The 15,985-nt window shown below is 40.0% G+C and carries 14 protein-coding genes; 2 read left to right on the top strand and 12 right to left on the bottom strand.

The features are described from left to right. Positions 1-147: 147 nt before the first annotated feature. Positions 148-936, top strand: a complete 789-nt coding sequence (locus tag AWN68_RS04120) for a glycerophosphodiester phosphodiesterase (RefSeq protein ID WP_068411847.1) — start codon at positions 148-150, stop codon at positions 934-936. 185 nt (positions 937-1,121) lie between these two features. Here AWN68_RS04120 and AWN68_RS04125 read toward each other — a convergent pair whose 3' ends face one another. The 6 genes from AWN68_RS04125 to AWN68_RS04160 all read right to left on the bottom strand — a co-directional run bounded on the left by AWN68_RS04125 (position 1,122) and on the right by AWN68_RS04160 (position 7,913). Beyond that, positions 1,122-2,321, bottom strand: coding sequence for a CynX/NimT family MFS transporter (locus AWN68_RS04125; RefSeq protein WP_068411849.1), 1,200 nt, complete (start codon positions 2,319-2,321; stop codon positions 1,122-1,124). A 120-nt stretch (positions 2,322-2,441) separates the two neighbouring features. Further along, a complete protein-coding gene (locus tag AWN68_RS18955) occupies positions 2,442-2,876 on the bottom strand; it encodes a hypothetical protein (RefSeq protein ID WP_157716079.1) in 435 nt (144 codons plus the stop codon). A 419-nt stretch (positions 2,877-3,295) separates the two neighbouring features. Continuing rightward, positions 3,296-3,526 (bottom strand): DUF3820 family protein, encoded by a 231-nt coding sequence (locus AWN68_RS04145; protein WP_068411862.1) that lies wholly within the window; start codon positions 3,524-3,526, stop codon positions 3,296-3,298. A 93-nt stretch (positions 3,527-3,619) separates the two neighbouring features. Further along, entirely contained in the window at positions 3,620-4,294 is a 675-nt protein-coding gene (locus AWN68_RS04150) for an OmpA family protein (RefSeq protein WP_068412217.1), read from the bottom strand. Positions 4,295-4,540: 246 nt separating this feature from the next. Then, on the bottom strand, positions 4,541-6,730 hold the full coding sequence (locus AWN68_RS04155) for a helix-turn-helix domain-containing protein (RefSeq protein ID WP_068411865.1): 2,190 nt from the start codon (positions 6,728-6,730) through the stop codon (positions 4,541-4,543). Positions 6,731-6,845: 115 nt separating this feature from the next. Beyond that, positions 6,846-7,913 (bottom strand): fatty acid desaturase, encoded by a 1,068-nt coding sequence (locus tag AWN68_RS04160; RefSeq protein ID WP_068411868.1) that lies wholly within the window; start codon positions 7,911-7,913, stop codon positions 6,846-6,848. A gap of 182 nt (positions 7,914-8,095) precedes the next feature. Between AWN68_RS04160 and AWN68_RS04165 the strand changes: the two genes are divergently transcribed. After that, positions 8,096-10,510 (top strand): ABC transporter permease, encoded by a 2,415-nt coding sequence (locus tag AWN68_RS04165; protein WP_068411870.1) that lies wholly within the window; start codon positions 8,096-8,098, stop codon positions 10,508-10,510. Here the strand turns inward: AWN68_RS04165 and AWN68_RS04170 are convergent, their stop codons facing one another. The 6 genes from AWN68_RS04170 to AWN68_RS04195 all read right to left on the bottom strand — a co-directional run bounded on the left by AWN68_RS04170 (position 10,511) and on the right by AWN68_RS04195 (position 15,846). Further along, positions 10,511-10,702 (bottom strand): hypothetical protein, encoded by a 192-nt coding sequence (locus tag AWN68_RS04170; RefSeq protein WP_068411873.1) that lies wholly within the window; start codon positions 10,700-10,702, stop codon positions 10,511-10,513. A 43-nt stretch (positions 10,703-10,745) separates the two neighbouring features. Beyond that, entirely contained in the window at positions 10,746-11,213 is a 468-nt protein-coding gene (locus tag AWN68_RS04175; RefSeq protein ID WP_068411876.1) for an RES family NAD+ phosphorylase, read from the bottom strand. After that, positions 11,213-11,623, bottom strand: coding sequence for an antitoxin Xre/MbcA/ParS toxin-binding domain-containing protein (locus AWN68_RS04180; RefSeq protein WP_068411879.1), 411 nt, complete (start codon positions 11,621-11,623; stop codon positions 11,213-11,215). The genes AWN68_RS04175 and AWN68_RS04180 overlap by 1 nt, the downstream gene beginning before the upstream one ends. Before the next feature lie 125 nt (positions 11,624-11,748). Then, positions 11,749-15,009: an amidohydrolase family protein gene (locus AWN68_RS04185; RefSeq protein WP_068411882.1), complete on the bottom strand. Its 3,261-nt coding sequence runs from the start codon at positions 15,007-15,009 to the stop codon at positions 11,749-11,751. 115 nt (positions 15,010-15,124) lie between these two features. Continuing rightward, positions 15,125-15,616: a GNAT family N-acetyltransferase gene (locus tag AWN68_RS04190; RefSeq protein ID WP_068411884.1), complete on the bottom strand. Its 492-nt coding sequence runs from the start codon at positions 15,614-15,616 to the stop codon at positions 15,125-15,127. 17 nt (positions 15,617-15,633) lie between these two features. Continuing rightward, positions 15,634-15,846, bottom strand: a complete 213-nt coding sequence (locus AWN68_RS04195; RefSeq protein ID WP_068411886.1) for a PLDc N-terminal domain-containing protein — start codon at positions 15,844-15,846, stop codon at positions 15,634-15,636. Positions 15,847-15,985 lie beyond the last annotated feature (139 nt).

The following is a 15,985-nucleotide window of genomic DNA, read 5'->3' on the forward strand; positions in this document are numbered from 1 at the left end:
TAATTTATGCTTTGTTAAATTAGAGTGCACGCTGAACTTCCTTAAAGTTTCCTTAAGAATAGGTTTGGATATCATAAAGGCCAGTTAATATTCAGGCAATTTGAGTTTTCTATATTTGTGTTTACTTCATTAAAATAAATCCATAGAATGAATAAGTCTTTCTTCATTTACGCCCTGCTATTTTTTGCCACCATCGCTCAAGCCCAAACCAAAGTAATCGCTCACAGGGGCTTTTCGGGAGTTGCTCCAGAAAACACTTTGGCTGCTTTTCAAAAAGCCATTAATCATCAGTTCGAGTATTACGAACTGGATATTCATAAAACCAAAGACGATTCTCTAGTTGTCATTCATGACGCTTCGGTTAACCGAACTTCTTCGAACGGCATGAAAGGCAAGGTTGCCGAAATGACTTATGAAGAACTGAGCAAAGTGAGAGTTGGTTATTCCGATAAGTTTGGAGATGAGTTCAAGGAGGAGAAAGTGCCCACCCTTAGAGAAGCGCTGGCCATGTCTAAAGGGAAAATCAAGGTTTGTGTTGAAATCAAAGTCAACGGAGTGGAGCAAGAAATGATGGATATTATCAATGACCTAGATATGAAGAATGAGGTGATAATTTTCTCCTTCTATTATCAGGCATTGGAAAAAGTGCGTCAGTTAGACAAAGACATTCCGATTCTCTTTTTGGTAGGATCTGCAAATGAACGATCAATTGATTCGGCCAAAGCCATCAATGCCCAAGCCATTGGTGCTGGGGGTGGAAATCCAATTACAAAGGATTACATAAACAAAGCGCACAAAAGTGGAATTGAGGTGTGGCGATGGACCGTAGATGATGAAAAAACCATGGGAGAACTGATTGAAGTTGGTATTGATGGTATCATCTCCAATTTCCCTGACAGGATTGCGAAGCTACCTGGAGGGAAAATAAAGCGTTAATCATCGGTTGGGCTTGTATTTCGAACTAAACCTTTCGCCCTTATCATAAATTCATTTTCTGAAGAAGATAAAGGAGTTCAACTTCTTGAAGTTATATGGAGCTATTTTGGTGGTTTTTTAATGAGCCTATCTGTTTGTTGGTGACAACACCAACAAAGGCATCGGGGTTATAGTTGTATTTCGAACTAAACTTTACCTGGCTTTCCTGCGTCTAAACCCATGTATAGTTTAACGGCCGCAATGATTAATAGGAAACCTATGGAATAGGACCAATTGCCAGTCAAATCGAAGATGCTACCAAAGATAATTGGCCCTGTGGCGGCTAATAAGTAGCCTATGGATTGCGCCATGCCTGAAAGCTCCGCGGCTGTTTCCGAATCTTCAGACCTGAAAATAATCAACATCAATACCAAGCCGAAACTTCCCCCTAAAGCAAAGCCAATCAAGGTAACCCAAACATACACGAAGCCGGTTTCAGGGAACATAAGCCCCACTAGGCTAATAGCCTCTAACAGCACAAGAACCAGTATAATGCTTCGCTGATCCTTTTTTCTGCCTGCCCAGATAGGGATGAGCAATGAACCCAAAACACCAGTGCCTTGAGATAAGGAAAGCATCCAGCCTGAGTATGTAGCATCAAACCCACGACTTTGAAGGATGTCTGGGAGCCAAGCTAAAATCACATAAAAGGCAAAGGATTGTAAGCCCATAAAAATGGCCACTTTCCAAGCCAATTTAGAACCTGCCAAGTTTTTCATGGCTTTCATAAAGTTGCGATGCTTTTTCGCTTTTTTAATATGCCATACTTGCGGTAACCAAATAAAGAAAGCCATCAAAGAAAGAATGGCCCAAACACCCAACGCGCCTCTCCATCCAAAAGCCTCATTTTGAGCTAGGGGCACGCTTATTCCTGCAGCGGAGGCTGCTCCAATTGCCATAATTCCTGAGTATAAACTGGTGATGAGGCCCAAATTAGATTCGAAATTACGTTTTACCAAACTGGGTAAAAGCACATTTCCAAAGGCGATGCCAATGCCGGACAAAATTGTTCCTATGTACAACGCTGGTATAAAATCAATTGAACGCACTAGAATTCCAATCGTGATTAATAGGAGTGCCCCTGCCAAAGTAGCGGCCATTCCAAAACGCTTGGTAAATAGGGGAGTGAGCATTGAAATCACTCCAAAAGCCAAAAGAGGTAGGGTAGTGAGCAAGCCCAACATTGAATTGGAGAGTCCAGTACTTTCCCTAATGGTACTTACTAATGGCCCTAGGCTGGCCAATGCTGTCCGCAGGTTGATGGCAATAAACAAAATGCCAGCAATGAGTAAAGCTTGCTTAGGTTGACTATTCGTTTCCGAAGCTTTTAAATCGGTTTTTAACATTATCAGCGCTATCAGTAATGAACTACTCCACAAGAGCATTCATATCATACCCTAATGATGAAGCCTTGTTAAAAGTTCGTTTAATAGCGGAATTGTTTCAACCTCTTGATAATGGCTTAACTATTCGGTTCTCTGGTATTTTAAACCTGAGCCATCGCAGTAATCCCAAGTGCCTTTGAGTGTGCTATCTGAGGTTATGATTAACACTTCGGTTAAGTCACCTGTGCAGTTGGCAATTATGTCGTTGTCGCTTGGGTAGGTGAGTTTGATTGAATGTTCTTCTTCTGTAGAATTAAAGATGAATGTGCCAGACGCTGAGGTTTCTACGCCACCTCTTGTTCTGAATTTGGAGAAGGTGCCTGTGTTGGCATTTATTATGTAGTATTCCTGCCAATCCATGTCATCTCCTGAGGTAGCTGAGGGTGAAAAGCTACCTGTCATTTCTACTAATGACCATTTTTGTTCGCCACCTTCAATAGTACAACAATCCAACTCATCGGAACAAGAAGAAAAGGAGATGAGGATAAGAGCGGAAGCTAATAGTAGGTTTTTCATGGTTTTTTTGTGTGATCTATTTGACACGCCTTGGTTTGGAAAGGTTGGGTTAGTGGTGTAGGAAGTTGATTCATTAGATTTAACGTGTTTTAAATTATGTAACCAATCAAGAATGTTAAAATGAGTACTATAATTGAAAAGTAGAACAACACAGACAATCCATTTGCTATCCTCTTTTCAAACTTATATTGATCACCAGTCCACCAGAGCTTAAAAACACTTTTAAACATAATACCTATGAACTTAAGGTTGTCAATCAACGCTGAACTAAATATTTTGATTTTTTCTTCTTTATAGAAAATAAGAAAATTGGAGAAGTTACGAAAGCTAAAGAAGGTTAGAACAACAATCAATTCTAAATTCAATAAATCATCGAGAACCATTTTGTATAGGTTAAAAATTGAAAAAACAGATCTCTTTCAAAACCTTCTCTTACTCTTCAGTGGCTTAAGCAAATCTTCCAAACCGTTGATTTTAATTTCGAAAATGGTGGAGAGGAGCATTCCTAGTTTTCCATTTGGGAAACCTTCCTTAGCAAACCATTCTAAATAGTAAGTGGGTAAATCGCAGAGCGTGGTGCCTTTGTATTTGCCGAATGGCATTTTCATTGTTACTAAATCGACAAGCAGTTGTGGGTTGGGGCCTTCCATTGATGCAAGTTAATAAATCACCGAATGTTTGAGCATAAAAAAATGCTTTGCGATTTCTCACAAAGCATTTTAAATACTTTCCATTGAGTGGGCTTATTCGCCTCCTTCAAGTTCGCCTCTTTTGGCCATTCTTTTCATTTTGTCGTTGGCGTAAATCGCAACTTCAACTCTACGGTTGGCTTGTCTTCCAGCGTTGGTGTCGTTTTCAGTGATCGGCTGGCTTTCACCATAACCCGCGATTTCCATTCTCTGGTAATCTAAACCAAGGCTTACTAAATACTCCTGAACCGAAGCAGCTCTTTTCTTAGAAAGGGTCATATTATATTCGTCAGTACCCGTATTGTCAGTATGACCTTCGATCAGCACGTTAGTGTCTTCATATTTCTGAAGTGTAGCGGCTAAATCTTTAAGGTTTTCCTTTGTGTTTACATTCAAAGCAGATTGATTAGTGGCAAACATTAAACCTGAATCAAAGGTGATTTTAATGCCTTCTCCTACACGCTCTACTTTTGCGCCATTTAGATCTTCTCTCAATTCTTCAGCTTGCTTGTCCATTCTTCGGCCAATTAGAGCTCCAGCAGTACCACCAACGGTTGCTCCAATAATTGCACCTAGGGCGGTATTATCTTTACCTCCAATTACACCACCGATTACACCACCAGCAGTCGCGCCAATGGCACCACCTTTTGCCGTGTTACTCGCTTGACAGCCGAACAAAAGGGCGCCAGAAAGAAAAATTGCTGTTATTAGTTTTAATGATGATTTCATGATTTCGTATGTTATTTGATTTGTGTGTTGTTGTTCAATTCTCGTACCATTAGTAATAACCTCCTTAAAGGCACTTTTTGAGAAAAAAGCTGTCCCAAAGTTTCCCATATGTGTAAAAGAGTACTCAATTTGGTAATTGCTGGAGGTAGATTTTCCGCGAAGATGATATAAAGGGAGTTCAGTTTTCTGTTCGGGACTACCTTTATTTTTCTAGGGGGTTTTGAGATGATTTTGCCTAATGAGGTTTTATTTCAAGGCTTTGTAAAAAGTGAGTGCCATGCGGATTTCACCATAGCTGTATTCTTCCCCAAGCTTGCTTTTGATTTCTTGAGTGCCCGTGGTTTCAGGGGTGACTAATGAAAGAATTACATTCAGTTTTTCTTCGCTCATTAAACGCTTAATATCCACTTGGCCACTAGAGATATATTGCGCTAAATGACCTTCAATCGTGCTGGGGACTAGCCCTCTGGTTTCTGCAATTCCCTCCACTGATTTTCCTTGCTGATACAGCTCGAAGCTGATTTCGGCAGTAGGTGTTTTCGACTTTTTCCCTTTCGAGATGGTCGCTACTTTACGTTCCTTGTACAAAGAAGAACTGAGCATTTCTTCCTTGGTGAGTGTTTTACCCTTTAAGGCATTGCTGACCAATAATTGGAAACGCTGTACTTGGGCTCTTTTGTTGAAATACAGTTGCTCTAAAGCCTTGAGTTCTTTCTTGTATTCTGTAATTCTGACCTTTGTTTTTATGTCCTGTTGGTGCTCGTCTAAGAGGTCGGTGAGTTTTTCGAGTTCCTTATTAAAGTATCCTTTTGCTTTTTCGGCCCTCTCGGCTAAATGTGGTAAATAAGCCTCCATGGTCAAGATTCTCTGGACTTCACCAATAAATGTAGCGCCCACTTTTTGCAAGGGAAGCGTACTGTCCAAAAGTCTTTTGTTCCAACCTAAATACTCTTGCTTGGCCGATCGGCTCTCGTCTTTATCAAAACCCTGAATGTGTTGGCTCAAAGAATACAATACCCCTGAAAAATCGAATGTGGATTCAGACAGTTTCGCGTAATATCGTTTTTGGTAATCTGGCAGTTGATTGGTGAGCTGGTTTTCGCTGCTTTTGGTAGCCATAAAAGCATTCATGCTCTGACTTCTTTCAAAGCTTCCTTCGGGTAAACGAGAGGCAAGAATTAGCCCGTCCAGTGAAGTTAATCGCGATAAGGCCACATATACTTGTCCGTGGGTGAAGGCATCGGTAAGATCGAGGATTGCCTTTTCGAAAGTAAGGCCTTGACTTTTGTGAATTGTAACTGCCCAAGCGAGTTTTAAAGGGTACTGCTCAAACTTACCCAGCACTTTCTCTTCAATTTCGTTAGAGGCCTCGTTGAGTTTGTATCGTTTGTTTTCCCAAATGTGGTTACTGACTTCAACTTCGTTGCCGTCCTCAAACTTTACCCAAATTTCAGAGGAACGCAATTGGGAAACTGTCCCAATTTTTCCATTGAAAAATTGGCCTTGCCCGGAAGCATCATTCTTAATAAACATAACCTGAGCTCCCAATTTAAGGGAAAGCCTAGGGTTAGTAGGGTAGGCGTTATCAGGGAAGTCACCACTAAGGTCAGCTTTATATTCATGCGCATTCGACTGGAGGTTTGCTAGTCGATTGGTGTTGATTTCATCTGCTTTTCTGTTGTGTGTGGTCAGGTAGATGTAGCCACTTTTCTCCTTTTCTTTTACTTCAGGATTATAGAATGAGTTGAGGTAATTTAAGTCCTCAGTGTTTTGTTCGTTGTCTCTAAATCGATTTAGAATTTGAATAAATTTCTCATCGGTTTGCCTGTAAATTTTATCCAGTTCTACATGAATAGGAGGGGCTTCGCGAAGGGCATGTGCATCGAAGAAATAACTGCTTTTGTAATATTCTGAAAGCACATTCCATTCAGAGTCTTTCACCACAGGTGGAAGCTGAAGTAAATCTCCAATGAACAATATCTGAAGTCCACCAAAAGGCTCATTTCTGTTTTTTCTGAGGTAGCGCAGCATGTGGTCAATGCAGTCTAATAAATCAGAGCGTAACATACTGACTTCATCTATAATCAAGAGTTCTACTTCGCGAAGCATGGCCCGCTTTGAAGCGTTAAACCTTACATTCGAAAAGAGGTTGAGGAGCGTAGTGATTTGTCCTCCTGTATTTGGAGGTGTAATGCGTTCAGGAATAAATGCCCCGAAAGGTAGATGCAATAAAGAGTGGAGCGTAACCCCATTGGCGTTAATGGCGGCAATACCCGTTGGCGCAGCAACCACTGCTTTCTTATGGGTATGTTGTACAATGTATTTTAAAAAAGTGGTTTTACCCGTGCCTGCTTTACCAGTTAAAAAAACATGCTGATTGGTGGTATTTATATAGTTAGCCGTGGTTTTGGCAATTCCACTCAGTTCGTAATTCATGATTAATAATAATTATATAAAAACACCAGATCAAACAAATTCATAAATTTGTTTGATCTGGTGAGGAATAAGCAAATCTTAACGATTATGCCTGACTTTTATATTGAATTGTGCTTTACCCGTTCGATTTATTTGATACTGGTACGGGAATTAGACCACGTCTTTCCATTTCGTAGAATTCTCTGAAAGAAATCATACGCTGTTGCGTTTCACACCATAGCTTGTTAGAAGCAAGTTTTAAACTGTCTCTAAATCCAATTATGGTTGGGAACTGATTCAACCAAGGGTTTTCCTTGATACATTTCTTTAAGTTATAATTAGGGATTAGTGGGTTTAAATGGTGTACGTGGTGAATACCAATATTGCCAGTCAGCCAATTGAATACCCTCGGAATTTTATAATAAGTACTGCCTTTTAAAGCCGAAGTAACATAATCCCAGTTCTTTTTCCATTGCTTATAACCGTGTTCATGTTGGTGCTGAACATAGAAAAACCAAATGGCAATAATAGAGAACATAACCAAAATGGTAACATGTACCAATAGGAATTTTACCCAACCTAAGCTGAAACCAAGTATGGTAAAGGCCGCTAAGAGTAATATGTTATTTAAAATCACTCCCTTTTTGGCACTCTTAAAGGCAGGTAATTTAATTTTAGCTAATCTGTTATGAATGAAAACGTAATAGATTGGGCCGATAAGAAACATTACAATTGGAGAGCGATATACTCGGTACCCAAACCTTTTGCCTTTGCTAAATTCTTGAAACTCCGCCACAGTGTAGGTGGTTACATCTCCAATATCTCTCAATTCTAACTGACCATTTAATTTATGGTGTACGCTGTGTGATTTAGCCCAATAATTGAATGGAATGGTAGAGAAGTAGCTACATGCGTAGCCTATAATTTTTTGTGCAGTTCTGTTTTTTACAAAAGACTGATGACCGCAGTCGTGCTGAATAATAAAGATTCTTACCAAGAAAAATGCGTTCAAGATACCTAAGGCAAATGTCAGCCAGTAGCTGATATCTAGGGAGAAGTACATCAAAATCCAGATACCAATAAAGGGCAAGAACGAATTGATGATTTGTATAGTGGCCTTGGTTTTATGCTCTTCGGCATACTTGCGAAGGGATAAAATTTGGTCTTTTTCTAGCGTAATTTTTTCAGCTGTGATTTTCTTCATTTAAAAGGGTTTGGGTAGTGCTGTCCTTTAGGTCTGCAAGTTAATCATTACAAACCCCGTTCCATCATTTAAGTTCAGTCAATATGGCGTTTCTGTCAAATAATCCGACCATTCATATTAAATGTAACTACTTACGTTTATTGTTTTTGTATTTTTATTTTAGGTCAAAAAAGGAGAGCAACATGATTCGGAATTATTTTAAAGTCGCTTTAAGAAATATTTTTAGACAGAAAGCATATGCTTTTATCAACATCTTTGGTTTAGCAATTGGTATTTGTTGCTGCATGCTTATTGTAAGCTTTGTGGCAGATGAATTGAGCTATGATAATTTCCATCCTAATAGCGAAAATACCTTTCGAATTGCTTTAGATCGAAAGTTCCCAGATAACGGCTTTCAATACGCACGAAGCCCTATGCCAATGGGCATGGCGCTCTATAATGAACTTCCAGAAATCACAGCGGCTACTCGCCTTTACAATAGTTTTGGTTCGGTGACTATCGAAAAGGATGATCAATATTTTGATGAAAGGAATGTAATAGCGGCTGACTCAAACTTCTTCCATTTTTTTGGAGCGAAGTTGATCTTAGGCGATGTTGAAACCGCTTTGAACGAACCGAATTCATTGATCATTACTACTCAGATGGCGAATAAGTATTTTGGGTCGATTGATGTAATAGGTCGACAACTCGAGATGCAAAATATTGGCCAAATGTTGGTGAAGGGTGTCGTGGAGCCAATGCCTAGCAATAGTCACTTTCATTTCGATTTTCTTTTTTCTCTAAAAACCATTCCCAATTTATACAATAATCAATTTTGGGGCTCATACGTGACCTACAATTATGTAAAAATGGATGCTAGTTCTGTACCCATTGTAGAACAAAAAACACAAGAAGTTTTGCAACGCTATATGGAGCCTCAAGTCCAGAGTATTTTGGGGATAAGTTGGCAGCAGTATGAAGAGGCAGGCAATGCGCATCAATATTTTTTCCAACCGTTGTCTAAAATTCATCTCAATTCTAATTTGCAATGGGAATTAGAGCCTAATGGAAGTGCTGCCACTGTTTATCTATTTGCAGGTATTTCTATTTTCATCTTGCTTATTGCTTGTGTTAACTTCATTAACCTTGCTACTGCTCGGGCTGCCAATCGAGCAAAGGAAGTAGGAATGCGCAAAGTTTTAGGGGCCCACAAAGGTCAGCTTGTATTTCAGTTCCTTACCGAATCGGTGATTATGTGCTTATTGGCATTGGTACTTGCTATAGGAATGACGGCCTCAGTACTTCCATTCTTTAATGAACTATCGGGTAAAACTATCGCTATTGATACTTTTCTGAGCCCAACTATTTTGTTTGCAATGTTTGGTTTTTCTTTAGTGCTGGGTATTGTGGCTGGACTTTATCCTGCTTTTTATCTATCCGCATTTAGGCCTATTACGGTATTGAAAGGTAAACTTACGGGCGGAGCTAAGAACACTTGGCTGAGAAATGGTTTGGTGATTTTTCAGTTTTCAGTGTCCGTAATTTTGGTAGTTGGTACAATTGTGATTTATCAGCAACTACAATATTTGAATAACAAGAGTTTGGGCTTCGATAAAGACCAACTTGTGGTAATTGAGCGTGCAAATTTACTTCGGGGCCAAAGCAATACTTTTAAAAATGCTTTGCTCAATAACCCTAATGTTTTGCAAGTAAGTGGCGTAAATACTATACCAGGAAGACAGGTGGTTGGTGGTACTTTTACCGATGTGACAGGAGATGCCAGTGATCGTTTTCTCTTGCCAAATTTACGTGGCGATTATGATTTAATTTCCACTATGGGGCTAGAGGTGGTTGAAGGACGTTCATTTAATTCTGAAATCGTTTCGGATTCTTCGGCAGTAATTATTAATGAAGCTGCGGCTCGAATTTTCAAATGGAAAGATCCTATAGGTAAGCAACTACAACCTATTAATGGCCCAATTTATAATGTAATTGGAGTGGTAAAGGATTTTCATTTTGAATCGCTACATCAAGAAATTGGACCGTTGGCGCTATTTGCAAGTAGCCTGAATGCTAGAGCTTCAAATTTAATGGTTGTAAAAACGAATACGGCCAATGTGAAATCAACACTAGAGTTTATAGATAGCCAATGGAAAGCGTTTATTCCAGACCGCCCATTGGCTTATCGCTTTATGAACGAAGAATTTGGTGCTTTGTATCAAGCGGAGCAACGTAGTGGAAAGGTGTTTACTTCCTTTTCGGTTTTAGCTATTATCATTGCTTGTCTTGGTGCTTTTGGCCTTGCTGCATTTTTGGCTACTCAGCGTACAAAAGAAATAGGGGTGAGAAAGGTGCTAGGAGCCTCTACCTTCAGTATTGTTCGATTGCTTTCAAAGGATTTTGTAAAGCTAATTCTCGTAGCAAACTTAATTGCAGTACCCATTACTTATCTAGCAATGAATGAGTGGCTCCAGAACTTCGCCTATTCTATTGGTGTCAATTGGCTTACCTTTTTCTATGTGGGAGCGGGCTCAATTGCTATTGCTTTAATTACCGTTTCGTACCATAGCATTAAAGCAGCTTTGAATAACCCTGCCGACACGCTTCATGCGGAATGATTAACCCACGCGTCCATCACCATTAATATCCTTACCAATAGTTTCTTCTAAGGTTTTTAATGTTTTAACGAGTAGCTCTTGCGTATGTCTCAACTCGATTTCAAGGTAGTTCACCCGATCTTCCAATGAACTCGTTTTGCTTTGTTGATCTGATATTTGACTGTGTTGAATGAGGTCCCAGAATAATCCCATGGTAAAATGTTTAAAGTTTGAATGAGTTCATCAAATAACTCACTTAAAACATAAAAAGCCTTTCATCAATGGTAAACGGTGTGATCTGTTGATGAATAGAAGTTTGTTTATGGTCAGGATGAAGTGGGTTCAGCAGATAATTGAACTCGTTTGGAACAATAGCCGAAGGTACTTTTAATAGGTAGGCTTCTGCTCTATGAAAGAAGTTGAAACCTATTTTCTGTGTAGAAAGTGGGGTGAATTTTTTCGTTTGCCAGTCTGCAGGAAGATCATTAAGCGAAACTTCTTCAATTAGAGCTTCGTCTGCAACGAATATTTCCGACAAGCATATTTCCTGTTTTCCCATAATGTGAAAATTATGCACTAGATACTCTAAACAAGCTAGAGAAGTACTACCTGCGGTGTAGACTAAATTGATTCCTTTTGGGTTCCATCTTCCTCCATATAATCCGGCACCTGTTCCAGTGAGGTCGTTTGCGTAGATTTGTTTACTAATTCTGTAGACAAGCATTAGGCAAGTACTCCGTGTTCCATGCGGCCAATTTCATCGAGGAGTTTGCGTACTCCAAAACTATTGGAGAGTAATTTTTTAGGAATAATACCACCCATCGCCACGTTTTCGGTGGCCATCCATGTGTGAAAGCCCTCACCGAAGGCATTCAGGCCTGTTCGGTATACTTCTTCTATTTCTAGAATTTTTTCAGTGACTGGCGGATTGAACTCAGTTTTACGCTTATAGGTATCTATGGAAATAGGAATAATGGCCATTAGCTCATTCAGGCTAAGCTTTGAAACTTCTAAAATTGCCTTGATGTAATTTTTAGAGATGTCGTGTTCTGCTAGAGAATAGTAGTTGGTGTGCCCATACATCACTGCGGGTTCATTGAGTAAGTTGGGGGTACTTTGTGATTGCTCTTTCATTTCAATAGTGTAAAGTTACACTTAAATGTATGTAAATATACGCTAATTCTTAAAGATGAGTTTCATTAAAAAAAATAGCCACAACATTTACATGTCATGGCTATTTGAAATTGTTATAGTGTGACCTATTTTTTCACCCCTGGTAAATCTTTTGGAGTTACATCCATCCACCACATTTTAGGAAGTGGCTTTTTAGTTGGGTATAGTTCATCAAGTGTATTTCCATCATACAAACGGCCATTTTTCATTACATGGCTGATGTCTTTAGAGTTCTTGATGTTGTCTAAAGGGTTGCTATTCAGGATAACCAAATCGGCTAATTTTCCAGACTCAAGTGAACCAAGGTCTGTGTCTAAACCAATGGCTTCGGCTCCTAAAATAGTAGCGACTTTCAGTGTGTTCAATTCACTCATTCCTCCAGACTGCATGGCCCAAAGTTCCCAGTGATAACCTAGGCCTTGCAACTGCCCGTGGCTACCTATACCAGCTCTTCCACCAGCTTCCACGAGGTCTTTTACGAAAACCGCATGGTCTTCAAATACATGTTCCTCTTCCATAAACCAGCCGTCATTTCTTCTTCTTGTTCTTGAGTCAAGGTTTTCATGTGGCATAAAACGATTCAGTTTTGGATCAGCATGTGGGTTTTCAGTTGCATAGAAATAGTTTTCTGCCCATGGGCCACCGTAGGCTACTAGCAATGTTGGTGTATAAACTGTTCTAGAAAAAGAAACCAAATCAATCACATCTTTATAGAGTGGAAAGATAGGGAAGGTGTGCTCATGCCCTGGGTAACCATCAATTACTTGAGTAAGGTTGGCTTTGAAATCTAATCCGCCTTCTGTTGTTGGCATAATGCTTTGCTCTCTTGCTGCTTGAATGATCCACTGTTTTTGCTGACGATTTCCAGCACCGTACATTTTGATCGTCTTGGTGTTGTAATATTCGCTATAGCGTTTCATTACTTTTTGAGCATGCTCTAGGCTACTGATGTTTTCGCTACCGAAAATACCAGGGCCAGTAGAGTAAATTCTTGGGCCAATCAACTTACCAGCATCCACTAAGTCTCCATAAGTGAGCACATCCGTGGTTGCTGTTTGTGGGTCACGTGTAGTGATTACCCCAAATGCTAAATTGGTAAGGTATGGCCAGAACTCTCCTCTGTGAAGATTTACCGGATGACGGAAGTGAGAATGAGTGTCTACAAAACCTGGGACAATCGTCTTTCCGGTCATGTCCATTACCGTTGTTTTTCTATCAGCAGTAAGGTTAGTGCCCACCTGTTTAATGCGATTGTTTTCAATAAGGATGTCTCCTTTTTCGATCACTTCATCACCCTTCATGGTAATGATTCGAGCATTCTTTAAAAGCATAGAGCCTTTAGGTGTGTCTCGTTTAACATTTACGCTAATACGGTTTTCAATTGGTTCGTACTCTTTTTTCTTCTCTTTGTCTTCTTCCGTTTTGTTGGCTTCATCAATGGCTTTGGCGGCTGATAAATCATACACTACATGTGCATTTCCTACAGCCCAGTGTACTTTAGTCCCATCTGCATTCCAAGCAGGGAACTGGCCTCCAATGTCTGTAAGTTGACGTGATGGGAAGGCTGCATTCGCTGGGTTTGAAACCGAAATGGTTGGAGCTTCATCACTTACTTGCGGTACGGTTACTACGAATAAATCATTCACTACTTCGGCCAAAGCTTGATCACCTTCCGGTGCCATTTTTATCCATGAAGCATTCGGAGCGTTGCTTGATCCCGCAGATGCTTTCCCTCTAACTCGTACATGGAATTTTTCATCTGTTCCATCCCAACGGATAGAAGACAAGCCCCTTCCGCTTGAAAGATAAATTCGGTCTGAATTCTTAACAAAATGTGGATTACCACGACCATTAGAATAAGTGATGAAATTATCTTTTGACCCATCAGCTGAAATCCAAACCAAATCGCTGGTACCTCTGAAAGCAGTACGCTGAAGCGCTTCTTTGAAATCTTGCGTTAAGCCTTTAATGACAACGATTTTACTTCCGTCATTTGACCAAACCGGACTTTGGTAAACAGAATTGTCCTTATTCAACTGGGTTAAATTTTGGCCATTCGGGCGAACCTTGTATAACTTTCCACCATCAGCTTTCCAGCTTACAAAGGCAATCCACTCACCATTTGGCGACCATGCTGGTTGTGCTTGAGATTCACCAACATTCACCAACTTCTTAGGAGTGCCGTTGGGCAAGTCCATAATATAAAGCTCGTCTAAAGCGGTAAAGGCCATTTGCTTTCCGTTTGGTGAAGGAGCAATATCTCTAATTTGAGTAACCACAAATTCTTCTGAATCTGAAATTGGGTAATCGAAATCCAACTCTGGACCTAATTCAATGCTTGACTTTACTCTGAAAGGAATCTCCTGTGCTTTTTTTGTCGCTACATTGATCTTCCACATTTTTCCGCCATAAGAAATGACGATACTTTTGTTGTCTGATGTCCATGAAAAACCTGGCAATACATCTCTTGAAGCACGTGATTCCTGATCGTCATGTTGAATAGGGTAGGCTAACCAGCTTTCGTCTCCGGTGGCTAGGTCTCTTAAAATCAAGCCAGTTTCCTCGTCATGTCTAGTGGCGTAAATCAACCATTTTCCATCGCTAGATGGCGTAGGGCGAAAAGATGAACCGTATCGCGAGGATTGTGCAGTGATTTCTCCAGTTTCGCGATCATAAGTAGCCATTTGATATTGTGGCATCGAAGCATTGTATTGGGAAGAACCTGTTCTTCTGGAGAACCAGATGTATCGGTCGTCTTTTCCGAACGCGCCTTCCACCATTCTCATATTACTTGGTTCGTTCACTAAAGCTGTTCCAGAACCGCCTTCTACATGATATAACCAAAGTTTATGTGATCCTCCACCTTTTGAAGCGATCATGTATTTCCCATCAGGAGTCCATTCAGGAGACTGATAAGCATTGGAATTGCCTTTAGTCACTTGGTTTTTCTTGTCAGTAGAAAAGTCGTAAGTCCATACATTCTCACCGCCAGATTCATCTGAAATGAAAATTACTTTGTTGCCATCAGGGCTATACCTTGGTTGGCTATCGAACTGCATACCCTTAGTGATTTGAGTAGCATTTCCGCCAGAAATGGGCATGGTATAAAGATCGCCTAGAAAGTCGAATACGATGGTCTTTCCATCAGGACTTACGTCAAGGGCAATCCATGAGCCTTCCTTTAGATCAAAATCAAAAGTTCTTCCTGGCTCAAGAGGTAGGTCTTTTTTCTTTTTTTTGTCTGTTTTACTCGTATCCGATTTCGCTGGATCGGTTTGGGCAAAACCTGTGAGTGCAGTTGTTGCAATAAGCAAAACTACCAAAGTCAGTTTTACAATGGTCTTCATAGAATTCAGCTTTGTTGTGGTTGTTTAATCGCGGAAAATAGTGGGATTTAATTTTCCGACCAATGCGAATGATGTGAAGGGTTAGAATGGAAGGCAGTAAGGTTTGGCTAAACCTTTAATTGCCTGCTTTCAGGCTTCTTCTTTCCAGCAAAACGGTGTCTCTCCAGACTCCGTTCATCTGCCCAATCTTTTCTCGATAGCCAATTTCTCTAAAACCTAATGTAGTATGTAGCCTAATACTAGCTGCATTTTCTTTAAAAATACCTGCTTGAAGTGTCCAGAAGCCTTCAGCTTCACTGGTTAGTATCAGCTGGTTCAAGAGTTGACTCCCTATTTTTTGGCCTAAATGATTGGTAGAAACATAGACGCTTACTTCTGCCACACCTCCATAAACACAGCGACTAGATACTGGGCTTAGGGCTGCCCAGCCTACAACTTCTCCTTCTCTTTCTGCCACAAAACGGCAAATTTGTAAGTGGTTGCTGTCCCATTTCTCCCAACTGGGAATCTCTGTTTCAAAAGTAGCTTGACCTGTCGCAATACCTTCAGCGTAGATTTTTGAGACCATCGGCCAATCATTTTCAGACATTGTTCGAAGGTGGAGCATTGAATTCGTTTTGAGTGTCAGGCTATTTTTTGATTTCGTCCAACGAGGAAGTATAAGATCGACCCTAAAACTGGAAGGAATATAATCACTAAAACCCAAATTATTTTATTGTCTCCTGAGAAATCGCCTTTGAGGCAGTCAACCAAAGCAATAACCCATAATGTAAATGGAATGAGTACGAAAAAAACAATCATCATTCCCATTCCTCCAGGCATACCTATTAAGTCCATAATTTCATTTTATTGGTGAGACATAAAATTGATTCACTAATTTAATAAATTACTGTAATTGTTATTTGTTTTATTAAAAATTCACGCAACTAAGTTGAGATAAATGAATTGGGCTATTTATAGATACTTTCTCAACTTT

This window comes from Roseivirga echinicomitans, assembly GCF_001592935.1.
Lineage (GTDB): Bacteria > Bacteroidota > Bacteroidia > Cytophagales > Cyclobacteriaceae > Roseivirga > Roseivirga echinicomitans.

Excerpts from the sequence above, each read along its gene's own strand:
- AWN68_RS04120 (WP_068411847.1), top strand. The coding sequence starts at position 148 with ATGAATAAGTCTTTCTTCATTTACGCCCTGCTATTTTTTGCCACCATC.
- AWN68_RS04125 (WP_068411849.1), bottom strand. The coding sequence starts at position 2,321 with ATGTTAAAAACCGATTTAAAAGCTTCGGAAACGAATAGTCAACCTAAG.
- AWN68_RS18955 (WP_157716079.1), bottom strand. The coding sequence starts at position 2,876 with ATGAAAAACCTACTATTAGCTTCCGCTCTTATCCTCATCTCCTTTTCT.
- AWN68_RS04145 (WP_068411862.1), bottom strand. The coding sequence starts at position 3,526 with ATGGAAGGCCCCAACCCACAACTGCTTGTCGATTTAGTAACAATGAAA.
- AWN68_RS04150 (WP_068412217.1), bottom strand. The coding sequence starts at position 4,294 with ATGAAATCATCATTAAAACTAATAACAGCAATTTTTCTTTCTGGCGCC.
- AWN68_RS04155 (WP_068411865.1), bottom strand. The coding sequence starts at position 6,730 with ATGAATTACGAACTGAGTGGAATTGCCAAAACCACGGCTAACTATATA.
- AWN68_RS04160 (WP_068411868.1), bottom strand. The coding sequence starts at position 7,913 with ATGAAGAAAATCACAGCTGAAAAAATTACGCTAGAAAAAGACCAAATT.
- AWN68_RS04165 (WP_068411870.1), top strand. The coding sequence starts at position 8,096 with ATGATTCGGAATTATTTTAAAGTCGCTTTAAGAAATATTTTTAGACAG.
- AWN68_RS04170 (WP_068411873.1), bottom strand. The coding sequence starts at position 10,702 with ATGGGATTATTCTGGGACCTCATTCAACACAGTCAAATATCAGATCAA.
- AWN68_RS04175 (WP_068411876.1), bottom strand. The coding sequence starts at position 11,213 with ATGCTTGTCTACAGAATTAGTAAACAAATCTACGCAAACGACCTCACT.
- AWN68_RS04180 (WP_068411879.1), bottom strand. The coding sequence starts at position 11,623 with ATGAAAGAGCAATCACAAAGTACCCCCAACTTACTCAATGAACCCGCA.
- AWN68_RS04185 (WP_068411882.1), bottom strand. The coding sequence starts at position 15,009 with ATGAAGACCATTGTAAAACTGACTTTGGTAGTTTTGCTTATTGCAACA.
- AWN68_RS04190 (WP_068411884.1), bottom strand. The coding sequence starts at position 15,616 with ATGCTCCACCTTCGAACAATGTCTGAAAATGATTGGCCGATGGTCTCA.
- AWN68_RS04195 (WP_068411886.1), bottom strand. The coding sequence starts at position 15,846 with ATGGACTTAATAGGTATGCCTGGAGGAATGGGAATGATGATTGTTTTT.